Origin of the sequence: Janthinobacterium saanense (genome assembly GCF_014200675.1) — a bacterium.
GTDB lineage: Bacteria > Pseudomonadota > Gammaproteobacteria > Burkholderiales > Burkholderiaceae_D > Janthinobacterium.
The window spans coordinates 62,080-81,817 of sequence record NZ_JACHCI010000008.1; the positions used below are offsets into that span (position 1 = coordinate 62,080).

16 protein-coding genes are annotated in these 19,738 nt (G+C 60.9%); 9 read left to right on the forward strand and 7 right to left on the reverse strand.

Translation table 11 applies throughout. The annotated features are described in order from the left end of the window. The first annotated feature begins 77 nt into the window (after positions 1–77). Positions 78–884, forward strand: a complete 807-nt coding sequence (locus HDE72_RS12995; protein WP_311735233.1) for an AraC family transcriptional regulator — start codon at positions 78–80, stop codon at positions 882–884. A 92-nt stretch (positions 885–976) separates the two neighbouring features. After that, the gene (locus HDE72_RS13000) at positions 977–1,576 is read left to right on the forward strand and encodes a MarC family protein (protein WP_183741445.1); all 600 of its coding nucleotides are present in this window, start codon (positions 977–979) and stop codon (positions 1,574–1,576) included. Between the two features lie 4 nt (positions 1,577–1,580). Here the strand turns inward: HDE72_RS13000 and HDE72_RS13005 are convergent, their stop codons facing one another. Beyond that, positions 1,581–2,765: an MFS transporter gene (locus tag HDE72_RS13005; protein ID WP_183741447.1), complete on the reverse strand. Its 1,185-nt coding sequence runs from the start codon at positions 2,763–2,765 to the stop codon at positions 1,581–1,583. After that, positions 2,762–3,943 carry a serine hydrolase domain-containing protein gene (locus HDE72_RS13010; protein ID WP_183741449.1) on the reverse strand — a complete coding sequence of 394 codons (1,182 nt, stop codon included), beginning with the start codon at positions 3,941–3,943 and terminating at the stop codon, positions 2,762–2,764. Before HDE72_RS13010 ends, HDE72_RS13005 begins: the two co-directional genes overlap by 4 nt. 111 nt (positions 3,944–4,054) lie before the next feature. On the opposite strand from HDE72_RS13010, the gene HDE72_RS13015 reads away from it, so the two are divergent. The 3 genes from HDE72_RS13015 (at position 4,055) to HDE72_RS13025 (ending at position 10,347) form a co-directional block, all read left to right on the forward strand. Continuing rightward, on the forward strand, positions 4,055–4,945 hold the full coding sequence (locus tag HDE72_RS13015) for a LysR family transcriptional regulator (RefSeq protein ID WP_183741451.1): 891 nt from the start codon (positions 4,055–4,057) through the stop codon (positions 4,943–4,945). Between the two features lie 212 nt (positions 4,946–5,157). Continuing rightward, positions 5,158–6,837: a methyl-accepting chemotaxis protein gene (locus HDE72_RS13020; protein ID WP_183741453.1), complete on the forward strand. Its 1,680-nt coding sequence runs from the start codon at positions 5,158–5,160 to the stop codon at positions 6,835–6,837. A 174-nt stretch (positions 6,838–7,011) separates the two neighbouring features. Further along, entirely contained in the window at positions 7,012–10,347 is a 3,336-nt protein-coding gene (locus HDE72_RS13025) for a DEAD/DEAH box helicase (RefSeq protein ID WP_260176671.1), read from the forward strand. An 83-nt stretch (positions 10,348–10,430) separates the two neighbouring features. Here HDE72_RS13025 and HDE72_RS13030 read toward each other — a convergent pair whose 3' ends face one another. Continuing rightward, complete coding sequence (locus HDE72_RS13030) at positions 10,431–11,129, reverse strand: glutathione binding-like protein (protein WP_183741457.1); 699 nt, start codon at positions 11,127–11,129, stop codon at positions 10,431–10,433. 199 nt (positions 11,130–11,328) lie between these two features. Here HDE72_RS13030 and HDE72_RS13035 point away from each other — a divergent pair, with 199 nt between their 5' ends. Further along, the gene (locus tag HDE72_RS13035) at positions 11,329–11,754 is read left to right on the forward strand and encodes a hypothetical protein (RefSeq protein WP_183741459.1); all 426 of its coding nucleotides are present in this window, start codon (positions 11,329–11,331) and stop codon (positions 11,752–11,754) included. Between the two features lie 16 nt (positions 11,755–11,770). On the opposite strand, the gene HDE72_RS13040 is transcribed toward HDE72_RS13035, so the two are convergent. Beyond that, entirely contained in the window at positions 11,771–13,411 is a 1,641-nt protein-coding gene (locus HDE72_RS13040; protein WP_183741461.1) for a methyl-accepting chemotaxis protein, read from the reverse strand. A 256-nt stretch (positions 13,412–13,667) separates the two neighbouring features. On the opposite strand from HDE72_RS13040, the gene HDE72_RS13045 reads away from it, so the two are divergent. Next, a complete protein-coding gene (locus tag HDE72_RS13045; RefSeq protein WP_183741463.1) occupies positions 13,668–14,033 on the forward strand; it encodes a hypothetical protein in 366 nt (121 codons plus the stop codon). 9 nt (positions 14,034–14,042) lie between these two features. Here the strand turns inward: HDE72_RS13045 and HDE72_RS13050 are convergent, their stop codons facing one another. Then, positions 14,043–14,471 carry a hypothetical protein gene (locus tag HDE72_RS13050; RefSeq protein WP_183741465.1) on the reverse strand — a complete coding sequence of 143 codons (429 nt, stop codon included), beginning with the start codon at positions 14,469–14,471 and terminating at the stop codon, positions 14,043–14,045. A 173-nt stretch (positions 14,472–14,644) separates the two neighbouring features. Here HDE72_RS13050 and HDE72_RS13055 point away from each other — a divergent pair, with 173 nt between their 5' ends. Next, on the forward strand, positions 14,645–15,496 hold the full coding sequence (locus HDE72_RS13055; RefSeq protein ID WP_183741467.1) for an AraC family transcriptional regulator: 852 nt from the start codon (positions 14,645–14,647) through the stop codon (positions 15,494–15,496). 54 nt (positions 15,497–15,550) lie between these two features. On the opposite strand, the gene folE is transcribed toward HDE72_RS13055, so the two are convergent. Continuing rightward, on the reverse strand, positions 15,551–16,117 hold the full coding sequence (gene folE / locus HDE72_RS13060; RefSeq protein ID WP_183741469.1) for a GTP cyclohydrolase I FolE: 567 nt from the start codon (positions 16,115–16,117) through the stop codon (positions 15,551–15,553). Between the two features lie 78 nt (positions 16,118–16,195). Then, positions 16,196–17,023: an NAD(+) diphosphatase gene (gene nudC, locus HDE72_RS13065; RefSeq protein WP_183741471.1), complete on the reverse strand. Its 828-nt coding sequence runs from the start codon at positions 17,021–17,023 to the stop codon at positions 16,196–16,198. A gap of 280 nt (positions 17,024–17,303) precedes the next feature. Between nudC and HDE72_RS13070 the strand changes: the two genes are divergently transcribed. Next, complete coding sequence (locus tag HDE72_RS13070) at positions 17,304–19,649, forward strand: catecholate siderophore receptor Fiu (protein WP_183741473.1); 2,346 nt, start codon at positions 17,304–17,306, stop codon at positions 19,647–19,649. Positions 19,650–19,738: the final 89 nt, after the last annotated feature.

Genomic DNA, 19,738 nt, shown 5'->3' on the forward strand with positions numbered 1-19,738 from the left:
GGGAAAACCATCATGCCGCAACGGCCACATGACTTCTCGCGCTAAGATGTCTGCACCTATCGCCAAAGTGACGTATCGTGCAAATTGCTGATTATCAATTCCTGATCCCAGTCAACACGCGCGCCATGGCGCTGGCCGTCGATTACCCGCATGGCCATGTGATTTCCGTGCACCGCCATACGCATGCACAACTGATCTACGCCACCGATGGCGTGATGACGATAGCGACGCAAGATGGGCGCTGGGTGGTGCCGCCCACGCGTGGCGTGTGGCTGCAGGCGGGCGTGGAACACCAGATACGCATGAGCGGCGAGGTCAGGATGCGCACGGTGTTCATCGATTGCGCCCATTCGCCACTGTTGCCGCGCCACAGCTGCGTGCTCGACGTCAGCCCTTTGCTGCGCCAGCTGATCCTGGCGGCCATCGATATCGTGCCGGGCTTTGCGGAAGGCGGCCGCGACTGGCATCTGCTGCAACTGCTGCTGCACGAACTCGACAGCCTGCCGGTGCTGCCCCTGTACTTGCCGGTGCCGACCGACCCGCGCCTGCGCAGCGTGTGCAGCCAGTTGATGGCCAACCCGGGCGAACATGCGACAGTGGATGACTGGGCCGGGCAGCTGGGCATCACTGCGCGCAGCCTGCACCGTTTATTCCAGAAACAGACGGGCATGCGCTTTGGCCACTGGCGCCAGCAGGCAAGATTGCTGCGGGCGCTGGAGCAACTGGCGCGCGGCGGCAAGGTGATCGATGTGGCGCTGGATAACGGCTACACCAGCCAGAGCGCGTTTGCCGCCATGTTCAAAAAGCATTTCGGCACCACGCCGACGGCGTTTTACCAGCCAAGCTCCCCCGTCGCCAAAAAAAATGCTGCTATGCATCAATAAACATGGGCGATTGCCGAAGCGCTTGATATCATCGCAAGCCTGATGAACCGCACCCATCCCGGTGACGGTTTTCCCCTTCTTTCGGCACCAACATGACACAGAATTTCTTTCAGACCTTTATTTTGCTTTTGCTCGTTACCGATCCGTTTGGCAATGTTTCCCTTTTCGTCAACGCCCTGAAACAGGTCCCCGTCGAGCGCCGCTGGAAAGTGGTGGTGCGCGAATGCATGATCGCCTTCGGCATCTTGCTGCTGTTTATGTTCTTCGGCCGCCACTTCCTGAAAGCCATGCAATTGTCGGAAGTTGCGCTGCGCATCGGCGGCGGCGTGATCCTGTTCCTGATCGCCATGCGCATGGTGTTTCCACAACCGGGCAATGGCAATAGCGACCATGAGATGGGTGGCGAACCGTTCATCGTGCCACTGGCCATCCCCGCGCTGGCTGGCCCATCGGCGCTGGCGACGGTGCTGCTGTTTTCCTCGCATGAAGTGAGCGAAGTGGTCGCCCACGTGGCAGGTTTGATGGCCGTGGCCGTGGTCTGGCTGGCCGTCTTCCTGTGCGCCGAACGCTTGCAACGGGCGCTGGGCCCGCGCGTGATGACAGCTTTCGAGCGCCTGATGGGCTTGATCCTGACGGCGATGGCGATTGAAATGCTGCTGGCCGGCATACGCGCCTTCCTGAAATCCGTCTGATCGACTATTCCGCCGTCCCAAGCATCTGCAGGGACGGCACGCGGTAGCGCCAGGCCTTGAACACGATCACCAGCAGCGCCAGCGCGGCAAACAGCACACCGCTGGCGATGGCGCCCTGCATGCCATAGTTCGCAATCGCCAGGCCACCGGCCAGCGCGCCCACCGTCACGCCCAGGTTGATGGCGGCGATATACACGCCGATGGCAAACGCAGGCGCTTCCTGTGCTTCGCCACTGAGCCACACTTGCGTGACGATCAGCCCGCTCGTATGGGCCGCGCCCCAGAACAGCGCCAGCACAGCCAGCCCGGCCCAATCCATGCCCGCGCCCGCATAGCGGTACAGCAGGTAATACGCCAAGCCCAGCAACACAGGCTGCAACAGCACCGTGCGCAATACATGCGTGCCCAGCAAACGCCCCGCCAGCAAGTTGCCGGCCACGCCGCCCACGCCAAACACCACCAGGATCAAACCGGTCTGGCGCGCACTCAAGCCCGTCACCTGCTCCAGATAGGCGGCCGCATACGCATACACGGAAAACATGGCGGCAAACACCAGCACGGCAGCGATGATATTGAGCCACAGCGCGCCCTTGCGCAAAATGGCCAGCTGGTGGCCATACGCCAGCGGTGCGGCCTTCGGCGCATCAGGCAGATAACGCCATAGTCCCAGCGCAGCCAATATATTCACCAGGGCACAAGCGAGGAACGAGGCCTCATAACCATACTGGGCCGCGATCCAGGTCGTCAGCGGAATGCCCAGCACCATGCCCAGGCTGGTACCGACGAAGGCATGCGCGCTGGCCCGTGCCGATTGTCCCGCCGGATACAGGGTGGCAGCGGCCACCATCGCCAACGAAAAATACACCGGGTGAAACAGGGCCGGCACCATGCGCAGGGCCAGCAGCAGCTCAAAGCGAGGAGCATAGGCCGACACCAGACTGGCCAATGCAAACACGCACAGCGAAACCAGCAGCACGCGCTTGCGGCGCCAGCGCGTCGCCAGCAACACCAGGAAAGGGCCGCCCGCCGCAATCACCAGCGCAAACAGGCTCACCAGCCAGCCGGCCTGTGCGGCTGTCACCTGGAAACGCTGCATGATCATCGGCAAGATGCCCACCACGCCAAACTCGATGCAATACAGGCCAAACAGGCCCAGCGCGAGGAAAACAATCGGGTGCGGGCGCATCATGGATTTGCCTGCACGCCATACACCGCCTGGCACAGTTCGCCCACGAATGCTCCCGCCATGCCTTCGAGCGCCGTATTGCTGAACGCCACCACGGACAACTCACGGGCCGGATCGACAAACCACGAGTGGCCATACGTGCCGCCCATGCGCCAGGTGCCCGCTGCTTCCGGTGTCGCGGCCAGCTGCGGATCGTTCAGCACGGTAAAGCCCAGGCCAAAACCACGTCCGGGCCAGAATGGCAGCTCAGCATTACCGGTCTGGCTGGTGCCCAGCTGGTGCACCAGTTCAGATGGCAGCAAGGGCGCGCCACCCAAGCGCAAAGCTTCCAGCAAGCGCATGAAGTCATCGGCTGAACCGACCATGCCGGCGCCGCCCGAGGGATGGGCCAATGCATCGAGAGCGCGCGCCGGCGATAGCTGGAAACCCGCCATGCCGTCCAGAAACGGTAAATGATCGTCGCCCACGTCCAGCAAGCGGCGCGGCTGCGCATCGGGCGCCGTGCGGTCGGCATAGGCCACGGCCAGGCGCGCCCGGTCCACGGCGATAAACCCCGTGTCGTGCATGGCCAGCGGCGCCGTCACCAGAGTGCATACAGCCTGCGCCAGCGGCAAGCCACTGGCGTGCTCGATCACGGCGCCCAGCACATCGGTGGCGATCGAGTAGGCCCAGCGCTCGCCGGGCGCATAGGCCAGCGGCACCGTGGCCAGGCGGCGCAGATTGTCTTCCAGGGTGATCACAAGCGCATCCATGCCGTCCGACACGCCCGCCTGCGCATACGGCCCGCCGGGCGGCTGGAAAAAGCCATAGTCGAGGCCTGCCGTATGCGTCAGCAGATGGCGCACGGTGATCTGGGCCACGGCGCCGTCAGGCTGGCGCGGCTGGAAATACGGCAGCCAGCGGGCTACCAGGTCATCCAGTGTCAAACGGCCCTGGCCCACCAGCGCCAGCGCAGCCGTTGAAACGATGGGTTTGCTGACGGACGCCAGGCGGAACAGCGCATCGCCGCGCATGGGCAGTTGCGCTTCACGGTCCAGATAACCGGTGGCGCGCCGGTAAATTTCGCGGCCCTGGTGGCGCACCAGCACCACCGCGCCCACCAGGCGCTGCTGCTGCACGACGGTGTCCAGCAGGGTGTCGATGCGGGATGGAAGATTAACGGAGGAAAGATCGATGGACATGGCTAGCCTTGTAAAAGTACAGGCTGACAGCTTAAAACCATCGTCATCAAAGAAAAATGGGCTATAGTTTCTTTCACAGCGGACGTTGGCATCCGCAATCGAAAGAACACATTGGATAATCTGGCAGGCTTCACGGCCTTCGTGCAGGCGGCGGAAACGCGCAGTTTCGTGGCGGCCGGGCGCGTGCTGGGCATATCGGCCTCGGCCATCGGCAAAAGCATTGCTAGATTGGAAGAGCGCTTGGGCGTGCGCCTGTTTCACCGCAATACGCGCAGCATCACGCTGACCAGCGAAGGCAGCGTTTTTTTGGAACGCTGCCGGCGCATCCTCGGTGAAATCGAAGCGGCCGAACTGGAACTGTCGAATAGCAAGAATGCGCCGCAGGGACGTTTGAAAGTCAGCCTGCCCTTGGTCGGCAGCCTGCTTAATCCCGTGCTGGCCGCCTTCGTCCGTGCTTATCCGCAAGTGGAACTGGACCTGGATTTCACCGACCGCCGGGTCGATGTGATCGAGGAAGGTTATGACGCCGTGGTGCGGGCCGGTGAAAGCGCCGACAGCCGCTTGATGAGCCGGCAACTGGGCCTGTTCCAGCTGCAGATCGTGGCTTCGCCCGCTTACCTGGCCCGGCATGGCACGCCCGCCGCGCCAGAGGACCTGGCCCGGCACACTTGTTTGCTGTATAAATTTCCCAGCAGCGGCAAGATCGAAGCCTGGCCGCTGCCGGCATGGAGCGGCTTGCTGGCCGCCGGCCTGCCCACCGTACTCAGTTGCAACAATGTCGACACCTTGCTGCACTTTGCCGAAAGCGGCCTGGGCCTGGCTGCCCTGCCCGACTTTGCCGTGCGCACCGCGCGCGAGGCTGGCCGTTTATTGCCCGTGCTGGGCCAACATACGCAACACACCGGCGCTTTCCGCATCCTGTGGCCAGGCAGCCGCCATGTGTCGCCCAAGCTGCGCGCCTTGATCGACTTCCTGGCGGAGCACGTTTTTCAAAAAGGCTGAGTTCGCTTCAGCACCTCTCTCGTTGTTTCCATACGACAAGCTATTTCATTTGCTGCCGATCTTCGGACTTTTATTAGATTGACAGCAATTAACAGTATTGCCACACGGAATTTTCAGGAACAATTATGGCCTGGCCTCGCTACGTATAAACCCGTAGCGCCCTGACGTCACAGGCCGGTTCTCCTCTTTATTCCAGAAACACGAAAGCAATCATGTCACTTACACATTATAAAATCGGCACCCGCCTGGGAATTGGATTTGCAGTCGTCCTGGGCTTGCTGGTCGCCGTATTGCTGGTCGGCCTGTATTCCATGGCGAAATTGAGCGGCCGCACGCATGACATCGTTGCAGACAAGAACGTCAAGACGGCGCTGGCCAATACCATGAGCGATAACGTGCGCAATATCACCCTGGCCATCACCAGCCTGGTGGTGGCGCCCACGGACGCGCTGGTGCAGACGGAACAAACAAAGATAGGCGAGGCGCGCCAGCACTATGGTGCGGCCAAGGAACAGTTGCTTAAAAAGGTGGCGACCGACAAGGAAGCGGCTTTGATGAGCGAACTCGATGCCGCCCTGAAAGCGGGCGCACCGCTGAACAACAAGGTGATCGAACTGCGCAAGGCAGGCCAGACGGAAGAAGCGGCCGGCGTCCTGACCCAACAGGCGGCGCCTGCCCTGAAGCGCGTGCTCGACACGCTCGACAAGCTGGTGGCGTATGAAGGCGAGCAAGTGGCAGAAGCGGCGGCCGAGGCCGAAACACTGAGCAACAGCGCGCGCACCACCATGATTATCCTGGGCAGCGTGGCTGTGCTGCTGGGCGCCTTTGTGGCCTGGATCATCACGCGTTCGATCACCCAGCCGATCAACGCAGCCGTGGCCGTGGCCGAAACGGTGGCTTCCGGTGATCTGTCGTCGCAGATCATCGTCAATTCCAGCGATGAAACGGGCCGCTTGCTGCAAGCGCTGAAAACCATGAACGACAGCTTGCTGGGCGTGGTGGGGCAAGTACGCCAGGGCACGGATGCGATCGCCACGGCATCGGGCGAAATTGCCGCCGGCAACTACGACCTGTCTTCGCGCACGGAAGAGCAAGCCAGTTCGCTGGAAGAAACCGCGTCCTCGATGGAAGAGCTGACCTCGACCGTGAAACAGAACGCGGACAATGCGCGCCAGGCCAACCAGCTGGCCAAAAGCGCGTCCGAAGTGGCGGTGCGCGGCGGCCATATCGTCTCGCAAGTAGTCGACACCATGGGCAGCATCAATGCATCGTCACGCAAGATCGTCGACATCATCGGCGTGATTGACGGCATCGCCTTCCAGACCAATATTCTGGCCCTGAACGCGGCGGTGGAAGCAGCGCGCGCGGGTGAACAGGGACGCGGCTTTGCCGTCGTCGCCACCGAAGTGCGCAACCTGGCCCACCGTTCGGCCTCGGCCGCCAAGGAAATCAAGGAACTGATCGCCGCCTCGGTCAGCAACGTGGACACCGGCTCGCGCCTGGTCAATGAAGCGGGCCAGACCATGGGCGACATCGTCGACAGCATCGTGCGCGTGACCGACATCATGGGCGAGATCACCTCGGCCACGCACGAACAAACCGTCGGCATCGAGCAAATCAATATGGCGATTGCCCAGATGGATGAAGTCACGCAGCAAAACGCCGCCCTGGTGGAAGAAGCGGCAGCCGCCTCGCACAGCATGCAGGAACAAGCCGCTGAACTGGCGCAGGTAGTCGGCTTCTTCAAGACCGGCAATGCCGTGACGACACAGAAAGCGAAAACTGAACGCAGGACGCCAGCGCCAGCACCGGTTATTGCCGCAGCACCGATACGCAAGGCCGTCGCCGCCGCACCAGCACGCACGAGCGACAGTGAATGGGAAGAGTTTTAACAGACTGCAAACGCATTCTTACAAGAAAGCCAGGTGGGAAGTTGCCACCTGGCTTTTTTTCATTGCACCGCTGCACTTTTTTTGCAGCAAAGGCCGCGCGATAGGCGAAACTGCAAAACAGATGGGGCGCATACGCTTTACAATCCTCGCTCGCTTTACAAAATATTGGTCATCATGAATCAGGCAGAACAGCAGCGCCTCCTGGCTATCCTGGAGTATTGGCACAAGATTGAATTCTTTATACCGTTTGACCTGAATCAAATCACGGAAGTTGAAGACCCGTCCACCGTGCGTCTCCTTCAGCGTGAACACCTGGCGCAATTGCCGCCACAGTTTTATACCCAGTTGCAAGTCGGCGCCGACCGCGAGATCGACGGCTTCCAGCTATTCCTGAACGTGTTCGACAAGGCCGAGATCGGCAAGGTCTTGCCTGCCGGTGCGGAAAATATTTCCGAAATGGAAAAGACGGAACTGGCTGGCCGTTCCTGCTTTGCCCGCATCAGCCTGAACGCGCTGGGCGAACCGCAGTTCGACCCTGTTTCCGTGTCCACCCTGCCATGGGCATTGGGCCGCGCGCGCACGCCGAACTGGTCCGGCTTGAGCCTGGACGCCTTCAGCGATAGCCAGCTGGCCTTGCAAGACAGCCTGCGCAATTTTTCCGCCGCCCGCAACAAGCAGGCGCAGGTGACCGATGATGCTGGCAATGTCTCGGCGCCCTTGTCGGGGTTGGAAATCGGCGCACTGGCCGACTTGCTGGCCGACTGGGCGGGCTTCCGGCCATCGCCCGGCCAGCCGCTGGCTGTGCTGGAAATTCGCACGCGCAAGAAACGTCCCGTCAAGGACGTGGAAGCAGGCCTTGAGGGCAACGGCAACCGCACCTTGGACTTTGGCGACACGGTCGAACCGACCATCGATATCCTCAACAGTTTTTACCTCGATGACCTGGAGCAGATCATCCGCGCCTTGCGTGGTGGAAAGCTGCCCGCCACCCTGGCCGCCTACCTGACGCCGCTGGCGCAGGAAGAACGCATCGACCTGTACAGCCCGGCCGGACGCCAGGCGCTGGCCGCCATGCTCAATCCGGCAAACATGAACCGGGGCCACTGGCTGGAAGACTCCAGCTATGCGATGAGCTTGATGCAGCAGTTCGCCATCCACGGCGCGCGCACGGGCCTGGCTGAGCGGGGCATTTTCTCTGTCAACGGTCCGCCAGGCACGGGCAAGACTACCCTGCTGCGCGAATTGTTTGCCGACAATATCGTGCGCCGCGCCGCCGTGCTGTCCAACCTGGACCGTGCCGCCGACGCCTTTATCGGCAAGGTGGCCGTGGCCTTCGAAGGCGTGCGCGACCCGATCACGATTGCCCGTTTGCGCCCGGAACTGACGGGCTTTGAAATGGTGGTGGCATCGTCGAACAATGCCGCCGTGGAAAACATCTCGGCCGACTTGCTGAAACCCACGCAGCTGGGCAAGGACTGGGCACGCACGCGCTACTTTGAAAGCGTGGCACGCCGCGTGGTGGCCGATGGCAATGGCGCCAATCGCCAGCTGAGCGAAGACGAAGCACCGTGGGGGCTGATTTCCTGCGCGCTCGGCAATAACAACAACCGCCGCCGCTTCATCAGCAATTTCTACGATGACGACTGGGATACCAGCACGCCGCGCAAGACGCCGCAAGCGCAAAATATCCGCCAGTGGCTGGCCAGTCACCAGGGCATCAGTTTCGCCCAGGCATCGCGCGAATTCCGCGAGACGGAACACGTGGTGGAAAAAGCGCTGGCCGAGCAAGCGCAATATGCTGCCCTGTGGCAAGCCGTGGGCACGTGCAGCCAGGAAGAATTCCTGGCCAGCAGCCAGCAGGCGCTGATCGCGGCAGAAACCGAAATGGATGGCGCCAATGGCGCGCTGGAAACGGCGCTGGCGCAGCAGGATATCTTGCTGTCCAAAAAGAAGGAATTGCAGGAAGAAGAACGGCTGGTGAGCTTGACGGAACCGGGCTTCTTTGCCCGTTTGTTCCGTACGGCGCCAGCACGCAATTATCAGGCCGCCGTGGTGGAAAATGCCGAAGCGCAACGCCAGGCAGCCAAGGACGTGTCCAACATCAAGCTGCTGCTCAAGGGCGAGCTGGAACCGCGCTGCGACCGTGCGCGCCTCAGCCTGCATGTTGCCCTGCGCACGGCGCAGTCGCGCCAGCGCGAATGGGATGACAGCACGGAAATGCTGCGCCGCGCGCGTTTGCGCTTCCACACCCTGATCGCCCCGGCGACGCTGGAAGAACTCGATGGCGATGCGCTGCAAATTGGGGGCCTGTGGCATGAACCGGCGCTGGCCCGTTTGCGCTCGCGCCTGTTCGCCAAGGCGCTGGCCCTGCATGAAGCATGGCTGGCCGAAGTGGCAAAGAAAGGCGGACCTGGCTTTGGCGGCAACTTGCTGGCCGTTTCCAAACTCTTGAAAAACAAGCGCGCCTACGACCAGTCGCATATCGCCATGGTCTGGCACAGCCTGTTCATGGTGGTGCCCATCGTGTCGACCACGTTTGCCTCGTTTGCGCGTCAGTTCCAGGGCATGGGCCCGGAATCGCTGGGCTGGCTGTTCATCGATGAAGCGGGCCAGTCCGTGCCGCAAGCAGCCATCGGCAGCCTGTGGCGCACCAAGCGCGCGGTGGTGGTCGGCGATCCGTTGCAGATCGAACCTGTATTCACGGTGCCAGGCCGGCTGGTGCAAGCCTTGTCTAACCTGTCGCCGCACACGCAAAACGGCAACTACGCACCGACATCCGTTTCGGTGCAAACCCTGGCCGACAGGGCCAACCGCTATGGCGCGCAAGTGGGCGTGGCCAGCGGCCAGCCGCTGTGGATAGGCAGCCCGCTGCGCGTGCACCGCCGCTGCGTGGAGCCAATGTTCTCGCTGGCCAATACCATCGCCTATGAAGGCAAGATGGTGTATGGCTTGCCCGACACCGCGCCGCCAGCCAACGCACGCGGCCTGAGCCGTGGCCCCAGCCGCTGGATCGACGTGGCCGGCCCCGTCAGCTACAAGCAGGTAGTGCCTGTGCAACTCGATTTCGTGCTGGAAGTCTTGCTCAAGCTGTATCGCCGCGATGGCAAGCTGCCCGAGATGTATCTGATCACGCCGTTCAAGGCCGTGCGCAATGAATTGCGTTCGCGCATCATGGACCTCGATTGGGATCGTCGATTAGGCTATGGCAAGGCGCCCACGGTCCGCGAACTGGGCCTGTGGTGCGGCAAGATGGTGGGCACCGTGCACACCTTCCAGGGCAAGGAGCAAGGCGTGGTGATGCTGGTGCTGGGCGCCGACAACAGCACGGCCGGCGCCGCCCAGTGGGCCGCCAGCACGCCGAACCTGCTGAACGTGGCCCTGACGCGCGCCAGACACCACGTCTACATCCTCGGCAACCCGCAGCTGTGGGGCCAACTGCCCCACTTTGCACCGGCCTGCGCGCAGCTGGCGCATACCGATATGCACGAATTCTTAACCGAGATGGGCTAATCTTTAACCCAACAGCAAAGACCGGGGTCGGACCCTCAGGGTCCGACCCCGGCATTTGATCTGGGGCTAAATGTGGGGCTAAATCAGCTGACCGTCTTGGCCGTCTGCCCGAACAGCACGTTTTTCGCGTCGGCGCTGACGGTCGGCTGCTGGTTGATTTCAGCGGCGCGGGCGTAGGCGCGGATGGTGGCCGGGCGCTCGGCGATGGCCGCGAACCAGCGGGCCAGGTGCGGGAAGTCGGCCAGGTTCTGGCGCTGGCGCTCATGCGGCACGATCCACGGGTAGATGGCCATGTCGGCGATGGAATAGTCGTCGCCGGCAACGAAAGCGCGGTCAGCCAGGCGCTTGTTCAGCACGCCATACAGGCGGTTCGTTTCATTCACGTAACGGGTGATGGCATACTCGATCTGCTCGGGCGCGTATTGCACGAAATGGTGGTTCTGGCCAGCCATGGGGCCCAGGCCACCCATTTGCCAGAACAGCCATTGCGACACTTCGGCGCGGCCGCGCACATCCGACGGCAGGAACTGGCCGCTTTTCTCGGCCAGGTATTGCAGAATCGCTCCCGATTCAAACAGTGACAGCGCTGCGCCGCCGTCGGCAGGCGCCTGGTCGACGATGGCGGGAATGCGGTTGTTTGGCGCGATGGCCAGGAATTCCGGCTTGAATTGCTCACCCTTGCCGATATGCACGGGGATGATGTTGTAGGGGATGCCCGCTTCTTCCAGGAACATCGTCACTTTGTGCCCGTTGGGCGTAGTCCAATAGTACAGGTCGATCATCGTGGTCTTTCAATCAGGTAAAGGATAGCTGGCTGGCGGCGCGCCCGTCTGGTTTGTCGCGCCGCAACTGGTGTGCATGGCGCTGTGCATAGTTATAATGCCACGTAAGCGGAAAACAAGACGGCGGGTGCGCGATTTCCCGCCAGTGCAAGTACCCACTCTCAGCGACCATACCGAGAACCAACGAAGAAAGCCGACCATGCGCAAAATTCTGATCCTCATGTTGCCTATCTTGCTGTCAGGCTGTGTCAAGGATTTCGCCATTTATACGATCGATGGCCAGGACCACGCGCTGACCGTGCGCCGCCAGCAAAATTACTTTTGGCAAGACACGGTGGAAGTGCAGCTGATGGCAACGCACTTGCCGCAATGCCAGCGCCTGCATATCCTGTCCACCGAGGCGCCTGCCGACATCACGGTGGAAGTGTTTGCGGCGGGTGATGACGTGTGGAATATCCGGATGGGCAAGCAACTGTGGCAGGCGGAAACGACTACCTGCAATAGCCTGACGGAAATGGAAAACGACCCGAAAGCCGACCTGGGCCAGCCGGTCGGCAAATTCGAGGTCGTCGATGACAAGCTGGTGTTTGAAGCGGCGCCACAGCCGCCAGCGCCGCCCCAGTAATCGCTACACGATAAACTTATGCAGCCAGGCTGCGCAGCGGCTTTCTGGGCGTTGCGCGCAGGGCCGATGGCCCCTTGGCCGTCACCCGCACGGCGCCGTTTTCCTGGGCCGACAAGGTAAAGCGCGACACCAGCTGCGCCAGCACGGCTGCCTGGTCCTGCATGCTGCCCGCCGCCGCTGCCGCCTGCTCCACCAGCGCCGCATTTTGCTGCGTCACGCTATCCATTTCCGTAATCGCCTGGTTGACATGGCCGATGCCCGTGCTTTGTTCGTGCGAGGCAGCCGTGATGTCGGCCATGATGTCGGTCACGCGCGTAACGCTGGCCACCACCTGATCCATGGTCGTGCCCGCCTGCGCCACCAGGCTGCTGCCGGCCGCGATGCTGTCGACCGAGGCGCCGATCAAGCCCTTGATTTCCTTGGCTGCTGCCGCAGAGCGTTGCGCCAGGTTGCGCACTTCCGAAGCCACCACGGCAAAGCCGCGTCCCTGTTCGCCGGCACGGGCCGCTTCCACCGCCGCGTTCAAGGCCAGGATATTGGTCTGGAAGGCGATGCCATCGATCACGCCGATGATATCGACGATCTTGCGCGACGATGCATTGATGGTTTCCATGGTGCCGATCACCTGCGCCACCACCGCGCCGCCCTGGCGGGCCACGGCCGAGGCCGACTTGGCCAGTTCATTGGCCTGCACCGCGTTGCCCGTGTTTTGCGTCACGGTCGAGGTCAGCTCTTCCATCGACGCCGCCGTTTCTTCCAGGGAACTGGCTTGCATTTCCGTGCGCGCCGACAAGTCCATATTGCCGCTGGCAATTTCACTGGACGCGGTGGCGATGGTGTCGGCGCTGTGGCGGATCTCGCTGATGGCGTCGACCAGATTGGCTTGCATGGTCTTCATGGCGAACAGCACGCTTTGACGGTCCTTGGCATGCGTAAATACGGCGCCGCTCAAGTCGTTATTGGCGATGCGCTCGGCCACTTGCGCCGCATATTCAGGATCGCCGCCCAGCGCATGGCGCAAGCTGCGGTTGATGACCACCACGATGGCTGACAGCACGGCGCAGACCACCACCAGCACGCCTAGCGCCGTCCACAGGGACTGGCGGAAGGCGGCGTCGATATCGTCCATGTACACACCGACCACGACGGTCCAGTTCCATGGCTTGTAGGCCACCACGCGGCTCATCTTGGGTTCCGGCTTTTGCTGGCCGGGACGGGGGAAGTGATAATAAACAAAGCCCTTGCCCGCGTCGCTCTTGCCCACATTGGCGATATCGCGGTACAGATAAGTGCCGTTGGCATCCTTGAAGTCGAACATATTCTTGCCATTGGTCTGCGGCGCGCCAGGATTCATCACGACCGACGAATCAAAACCGATGATGGACAGATAGCCAGTCGCGCCAAAGCGCATGCTGTTGATCACGGCAAGCGCCTGCTTTTGCGCCTCGGGCGTGCTCAAGGCGCCGCTGGCTGCCAGGTCGCCGAACATCTTGACGGCGCCCAGGCCCAGATCAGCCGCGTTGGCCAGGTCGGCGCTGCGTTCCTCGATGCGTATCTTGCGGATTTCCAGCGCGTTGTACACAAAGATGATCGTGATGCACAAGAGGCTGCAAATCAGGGGGATCCATAACTTTTGCTGGAAGGTCAGTTTCTTCATGCGTGTCTCCAACTTTTGTGGTGTTGCGGCGATTAGGACATGCCCCGCTTCCCGCCCGGACGGCCGGAATGCGGCGGCGCAGATGCTCTGGCGGCATCCTTCAGACAACACCAGCATACGCTTGAAGTAATGAAACTGACAATGCTTATGAGAAATGTTTTTTTAAAAACAGCAAGCATCGCATCAGGGCGGCAAGAAGCAGGAGGAACTGTGGCAGAATGCGCAGCTAAGCAATGCATCAAAAAGAAAGAACAGCATGACCAAGATCGAAGCCATGAAGCGCATCAACGACCGCCTGGGCAAACCCACGCTGACAGACAAGAACACGCATTTCACCAGCGTGGCCAGCTATGGCACGGACGAAGGCTGGTGGCTGAAGATACCGTTCCTGACCTTCAAGCAGGAATTGCACTTTATCCTCAACAATGAGAAAACCAAGAGCTTCCAGCATTTGAAGACAGGCGCCAACCAGATCCTCAGTCCCGGCATGAAGTTCCGCAGCACGGGCGGGGCGGCGGACGCCTTCATGTCGGCCTCCGCGCCAAAACGCCTGATCGACTTGCTCGATGGCGGCAGTAAATATAATTTCACAAAACACCTGGTCAGCGAATACCGCTACTAAAGCTGTTCGTCAGGAAAGTACCGCCTGGTCGAGTGCTGACTGCGGCGGCAGCCACGCCTGCAACAGACTGTGGGCGATATCGAGCGCATCGTCGCGGCTGCTGCCGAAATGCAGGGGGTAACCCCAGAACTTGCCGAACATCACGGCTATCGCCTTGCCCGCCAGGCGCTTGGCGGCATCCGATTCCACCATCACCATGCCCTGGATATAGGCGCGGATCACCGCCTTGTTCTGCTTCATCCACAAGGTCGTGCGCTTGCGCTCTTCCTGCGTGTGTTCATGGCCGCTATCGGCGTAACCCTCGTCGGTGAGAATCACGAACGCTTGCCTGCGCGTCAGCAAGGCATCGAATTGCGCAAACAGTGCCTCGGTATTGCCGCCGGATACGGCGTCGTGACGCATCCAGACCAGCGGAAAATTGGAAATGTCGAGCAGCATGGTGTTCCCTCTTTCATCAATAATTGCCGCGCCGTCTGACCTTCCCCGGATAATTGGCGACGGCTATCAACCTTGAAGCAGGGCTGCGGATAGACACACGATAACAAACGCGGCACTGGACGTCATTGCATAAAATAGCCACAATATTATTCAATCCAGCCAAACCTCTCATCATGACTGACGTTCCTTTCACCGCCATATTTCCAGAGCGGCGCGACCTGCCCACTTCCATCGAAGACATCGACGACGTGCTGCGCCCCGTGCTGGCGGTCGGCGTGGCGAGCGTGAGCCGGGAATGGGAACATATACCGCACCGTCACCGCAAAGGGCAGTTGCTGTACGCCGTGCGCGGCATCATCCATTGCGAAGTGGAAAGCGGCGTGTGGATCGTGCCGCCCCAGTGCGCCGTATGGATACCGGGCGGCTTGCTGCATACGGCGCGCGGCGTGGGCGAGGCGCAATGTTATTGCCTGTTTGTCGAAGCCGAGATGGTTGCCATGGGAGCCATGGGCGTCATCTTGCCCGGCAGTTGCTGCACCCTGGCCGTTTCGCCCCTGCTGCGCGAACTGATCATCAAGGCGGCCGGCTTCCCCACCCTGTATGCACTGCATGGCGCCGAAGCAAGGCTGGTCGCCACCCTGCTCGATGAATTGGCGGCCGCCCCGGTGGAAGACTTGCACTTGCCGCTGCCGCGCGATGTGCGTCTGCGCCAGCTGGCAAGCTTGCTGCTGGCGCAGCCGGCCGATAAAAGTACCTTGACGCAGTGGGCGGCGCGCATCGGCATGAGCGAGCGCAGCATGACGCGGCAGTTACTGGAAGAAATTGGCATGAGCGTGGGCCGCTGGCGGCGGCAACTGCATGTGATCATCACCCTGCAGCGGCTGGCAAAAGGCCATAGCGTGAAAACGGTAGCTTTGGAACTTGGTTATGAAAACACCAGCGGCTTCGTGACCATGTTCCGCAAGGCGACCGGCAAGCCGCCGGCGCGCTATCTGGCCGAGCGCAAGGCTACCACCAGCGCTTGAAGCCATAAAAAAAGGCGGCATCGCGCCGCCTTCTGTCTGCATTGTCTGCGAAAATCAGCTTTCGCGGGCCAGCGCCAGAAATTCCGTGCGCAGCGCCAGGTTAGGCTGCAACTCGCCCAGCATGGCCGAGGTGATGGTTTCTTCGCCTGGCGTACGGATGCCACGGCTTTCCATGCACAAATGACGGCAGCGAACGACCACGCCCACCGATTTCGGTTCCAGCACTTCCATCAAGGCATTGGCGATTTGCATCGTCATGCGTTCCTGCACTTGCAGGCGCTTGGAGAAGCAATCGACCAGGCGCGTCAGTTTCGACAAGCCAACGATTTTGCCATTCGGCACGTAGCCGATGGTGGCCTTGCCAAAGAACGGCGCCAGATGGTGTTCGCAATGGCTGTAGACGGGAATACCGCGCACGACGATCAATTCGTTGTACTGTTCCGCGCCATCTTCAAACGCTTTCAGCAGGTCGACCGGATTCTGGCCGTAGCCCGAGGTCCAGTGTTTCCAGGCTTTTGCCACGCGTGCCGGCGTTTCCAGCAGACCAGGACGCTGTGGGTCTTCACCCAGGCTGCTGATCAGACGGCGCCAGTCGTTTTCAGAGAATTCTTCTTGAGACATACTAAAACACCCAAATAGTTACAATTGCCGCCAGTATATAGAAAAGTGGGCAAGCTGCCTGAGCCGGCCACGCTTTTCCTATTTGCCGGGCGGACGGTGGGCCTGCACCAGCATCGAAGAAATCGACACGCTGGAGCTCGCTTCAGGCCACACATCGTCCACACCGAACCAGCGCGCCTCGGCAATTTCATTCTCGTCCAGGCGAATCTCGCCATCGAGATAATCGGCCGTAAACGCGATCATCAGCGAATGCGGGAAGGGCCAGGATTGGCTCATGAAATAGCGCAGATTGTGCACGCGCAAGCCCACCTCTTCCATCACTTCGCGGTGCACCGCTTCTTCGATCGATTCGCCCGCTTCCAGGAAACCGGCCAGCGGACTGAAGCGCTGCGAGGGAGAATGTTTGTGCATCGCCAGCAACACTTTGTCACCCTTGCGTATCAGGACCATCATCGCCGGCGAAATGCGCGGATAGGCCAGCATGCCGCAAGCGCTACACTTGAAGCTGCGCTCGCCCGGATGGCGCTGCATGGGCGTGGCGCACACGCCGCAATAACGATGGGTGCGGGCCCATTCGGCCAGCTGGGCCGCGCGGCTGATCAAGCCCAGGAAACCGTCGTCGACTACATTGAACAGCGAACGCAGGCTGTGATAGGCAAAAGCAGCGTCAGGCAAGGCTTCTTCATCGGTCCAGATGGTCTGGCAATAACGGCCTTGCCACAGACCAACCGGCTGTGCCTGCGCCAGATCAAGGCCCAGCGCCTGGACGCGCTCAAACTCGGGCAAGCCATGGTCCAGGGCGCCCAATAGCAAACGGCCACGGTGAAATACAAAGGTCAGCGGATCGCCAGGCAAGGGCGTGGGTGCATCGATGAGTGGCAAAAACGCGTCGGGAGTCTGAAGCATGCTAAGAGGAAATTTGTAAAGGTTGCTCATCATACTCCCGCTTCAGGACGCCTGCGCGCGTAGCAGTAAAGTGGCCCGCACGGCAAGAATTCATGCGATATCACAGCGTTTTTTTCTTGCTACGCCGATTCGTTGCGTAAACGAGACTGATAACGATTCTCATTTACGAATCAGCTACCGATTATTACAATGTCTCCCATTCTCTCCATCGCCAGCCATCTGCCCAGCATCGTCTTGCAGCGCCAGCCAGGAATTACTGCAAGATTATTGAAAGCAAAAAATGGCAATCAAGAGCCGCAAACATGTGTCGTCCCGTTTCAACCAGCAGATCGGCGCCGCGCTGGCAGTGATGCTGCTGCCCGTGGCCGCACACGCGGCCGACGCTGCCGCCGATCCGGCCGGCCAGGCTGCGCCCGCATCGCAGCAAACCCTGAGCGAAATCAAGGTGGTGAGCGTCAAGGAAAATGATTTCAAGGCAGAAAAAGCGTCGTCACCGAAATACACGGAAAAACTGGTCGATACGCCGCAAACCATCGTCGTGATCAAGAAGGAATTGATCGAGCAGCAAGGCGCCGTGACCTTGACCGATGCGCTGCGCAACACGCCTGGCGTGGGGACTTTCTTCCTCGGCGAAAACGGCAGCACGAATACGGGCGACGCCGTCTACATGCGCGGCTTCGATGCCTCGGGCAATATTTATGTCGATGGCGTGCGCGACGTGGGGTCCATCTCGCGCGATGTGTTCAATATCGAGCAAATCGACGTGCTCAAGGGCCCGGCCAGCACCGACAACGGACGCGGCTCGCCGACCGGCTCGATCAATCTGGTCAGCAAGACGGCGACCTTGGACAACAATTTCAATTCATTGTTGACGGCAGGCAGCGGCAGCCAGAAACGCGCCACGGCCGACTGGAACCGGATCATCGACGCCGACAGCGGCACCGCCTTCCGCCTGAACCTGCTGGACCAGAACAGCGGCAACCCGGCCCGCGATGACGTCAAGAACAAGCGCTGGGCGGTGGCCCCCACCATCACCTTCGGCATCGGCAAACCGACCCGCATCACGGCCAGTTATCTGCACGTGGACCAGAATAACGTGCCCGATGGCGGCGTGCCGACCATCGGCTTGCCCGGCTACACCACGCCCGATACCATTACCGCCACCAATAAAGTCGTGCGCACTTTCCTGAACAGCGCCGCCAAGGTCGACCCCAACAATTTCTACGGTTCCAGCTCGGATTACGACAAGGTCAAGGCCGACATGGCCACCGTGCGCATCGAGCACGACTTCTCGCCCACCGTGCAACTGCAAAACACCACGCGCTACGGCAGAACCAAGGAAGATTATCTGCTGACGTCCTTCATGGGCAGCACGGCCAACCTGGCGACACCGGTGGCCACCGATCCGTCGACCTGGACCCTGGCGCGCTCGCTGCGCACGGTCAAGGATCAGGAAAACACGATTTTGACCAACCAGACCGTCGTGACCGCGCAATTCGACACCGGTACGCTGAAACACACACTGGTGACCGGCCTCGAATTTACCAGCGAAAAGCAGACTAACTACAGCTATGTGCCGGCCAGCCTGGGCACCCTGGCGCCCGCCAATCTGTACCACCCGAATCCCAACGACCCGGTCACGGGGTTTAATCCGGTGCGCAGCGGCGCCTATACCGAAGGCGAAGTCAACACGCAAAGCGTGTATACCTTCGACACCATCAAACTGGGCGACAAATGGAGTGTCAATGGCGGCGTGCGCTTCGACCATTTCAACACCACCTATGACGCCGTCACCCTGCAAACGGCGGTAGCGGCCGGCGTGGTCCAGCCTTTGCCAGTGGGTACGCCTATTCCTACCCATCTGACCTTGGGCAACACCTTGGCCAACGGCAAGCTGTCCGTGTCGTACAAGCCAACCGCCGACAGCAGCGTGTATGCGCTGTGGGCCAGCTCGAAAGCACCACCGGGCGTCAACTTTGCGCTGAGCGCAGCGGCCAGCAGTGCCCAGAATCCGACCTATGACCCGCAAGAAACCACCACCAAGGAACTCGGCGGCAAGTGGGACTTGCTGAAACAAAAACTGTCGCTGACGGCGGCCTTGTACCAGACCACGGTCAAAAATGACGTAGAGCAAGATCCCGTCATCCCTACCCTGTACTACCAGACTGGCAAGAAACGCGTGCAGGGCGTGGAAATCGGCGTGGTCGGTGAAATCATGCGCGACTGGCTGGTCAGCGCCGGCTACACCCGCATGAATACCGAGGTGGAGTCGGGCAAGGTAGTGACGGCGTCGGGCATCAATAACCTCAGCTATACACCGAAACAGGCGTTCACCAGCTGGACCTCGTACACCCTGCCCTTCGGCCTGAAGCTGGGCGGCGGCGCCCGCTATGTGGGCGACATGCTGCGCGGCACCGATGGCGCGATCGGCACGCCGGCACGCATCGATGGCTATTGGGTCTTCGACGCCATGGCCACTTACCCCATCACCAAGAACCTGGACTTGCAGTTCAATGCCTACAACCTGGCCGACAAGGTCTATGTGGCGGCCATCAACAAGAGCGGCTTTCGCTACACGCCAGGCCAGCCGCGCTCGTTCAGCCTGACGGCCAATATCAAGTTCTGATTTAAATAGGCTGGCAAGCTGGCTTGGCAAGCCGATCCTGCAAGCCCCTCCCTGGCGGAGGGGCTTTTTTTATTTTAAAAACATTGTCA